This is a genomic window from Komagataeibacter europaeus LMG 18890, assembly GCF_000285295.1.
GTDB lineage: Bacteria > Pseudomonadota > Alphaproteobacteria > Acetobacterales > Acetobacteraceae > Komagataeibacter > Komagataeibacter europaeus.
In genome coordinates this window covers 1-1708 of record NZ_CADP01000267.1, presented here as the reverse complement: position 1 = coordinate 1708, position 1708 = coordinate 1, and the positions used below count along the sequence as shown (strand labels likewise).

3 protein-coding genes are annotated in these 1708 nt (G+C 60.2%); 2 read left to right on the top strand and 1 reads right to left on the bottom strand.

What is annotated here, in order from left to right; translation table 11 throughout:
• Both GEU01_RS21530 and GEU01_RS21525 read left to right on the top strand, forming a co-directional pair.
• The coding region (locus tag GEU01_RS21530) for a 3'-5' exonuclease (protein WP_042711026.1) at nt 1-790 on the top strand (790 nt) is incomplete at its 5' end.
• A gap of 13 nt (nt 791-803) precedes the next feature.
• Nucleotides 804-1451: an SOS response-associated peptidase gene (locus GEU01_RS21525; protein WP_026018932.1), complete on the top strand. Its 648-nt coding sequence runs from the start codon at nt 804-806 to the stop codon at nt 1449-1451.
• 62 nt (nt 1452-1513) lie between these two features.
• On the opposite strand, the gene GEU01_RS23790 is transcribed toward GEU01_RS21525, so the two are convergent.
• A partial coding sequence (locus GEU01_RS23790; protein ID WP_042711025.1) for an alpha/beta hydrolase family protein occupies nt 1514-1708 on the bottom strand: 195 nt, incomplete at its 5' end.

The window sequence follows — 1708 nt, the reverse complement described above, 5'->3', positions numbered from 1 at the left end:
ATCCGACCTTAGCGTATATCTGTGCCCGTTCTATGTACCGACCCCGGCCCGGCGCGTAATGGACACGATGGGCGAGAGTGCCCATCCCTTCGAGGCTTTGAAGGATGTCAAAGCCCCGCAGCGCAGTGGCGAAGCCTGGACGGGGTTTGTGAACCTGCTGACAGCCCCTAGCAGCCATCAGGTCGGCTGGCCGGGCGAGATCGCGGCTGTACGCTACTGGTATGAACCACATCTGGAGCGGCTGCATGAGGACGCCTCCACCCGTCTGGCCGATCTGGTGCAACTGGAGCAGATTGCCGGGGGGTACCCGTCACGGGAAAAATTCCTGACCGAACTGACGCTGGACCCGCCGGATGCCACATCCGATCAGGCCGGCGTGCCGCTGCTGGATGAGGATTATCTGATCCTCTCGACCATTCATTCCGCCAAGGGGCAGGAATGGAAGAACGTGTTCGTGATGAACGCCGTCGACGGCTGCATTCCGTCTGATCTGGCGACCGGCGAGCAGGACGATATCGAGGAGGAACGCCGGCTGCTCTATGTCGCCATGACGCGGGCGAAGGACAGTCTCGATATCATGGTGCCGCAGCGTTTTTACGTGCATGGCCAGCACAGCAGGGGTGCCCGGCATGTCTATGCCTCGCGGACGCGCTTCATCGACCGGGACATGCTGCCTTTGTACGAAGCCGTGTCATGGCCAGTCGTGAAACCGGAAGAGCAGGAAAGGCAGGACGCGGTGAAGTCGGTACGGATCGATATGGCCGCCCGCCTGCGTGGTATGTGGTCGTAAGGGAGCAACGCGGATGTGTAATCTCTATTCCATGACCTCGAACCCGCAGGCGATCCGGGAGATTGCGAAAGTCCTTGAGGATCGCACGGGCAATCTACAGCCGCCGCCCGAGATCTATCCGAACACGATGGCGCCGATCGTGCGGAATGGTGAGAACGGCCGTGAACTGGTCATGGCGCGCTGGGGCATGCCGACACTGCCCGGCTATCTCAAGGGACACAAGGTCGATCGCGGCGTCACCAATATCCGGAATCCGATCTCGACATGGTGGAAACGCTGGGAAGACATGCAACATCGCTGTCTGGTGCCGCTGACGGCGTTCTCGGAACCGGAGCGTCTGCCTGACGGGAAATCGCGGCCGGTGTGGTTTGCCCGCAGCGACGGAGAACCACTGGCTTTCTTTGTCGGGATCTGGTGCCGGTGGACGTCCGTGCGGAAACTGGCTGACGGGGAAACGACGGACGACCTGTTCGGGTTTCTGACCACCGAGGCAAACCAGGAAGTGGGCGCGATCCATCCGAAGGCCATGCCGGTCATTCTGACACAACCGGGCGAACTGGATGTGTGGATGAACGCCCCAGCGGCAGAGGCTCTGCGGCTTCAGCGACCTCTGCCGAATGGCGTGCTTGCTCGTGTCGAATCCCAGCCTCTTTCAGAATAAGGGAGGAGAGACAGACTCCCCCCTCTTATCAGAAGAGTATCTAGGTTTTTACAGGTGGATCTTCAGATTGCGAGCGTACGTTTGATGACGTCGCAATAGGCGTCCATGAAGCGTTTTGAGAGAGCGGCGTCCGGAACAAACATATCGAAGACGTGGTAGGCACCGGGCACAACGAAGACTTCGACGGGAACGCCTGCGGCCATCAGGCGGGTGGCGTAATCGAGGTCTTCGCAGAGAAACAGGTCCATGGAGCCGAC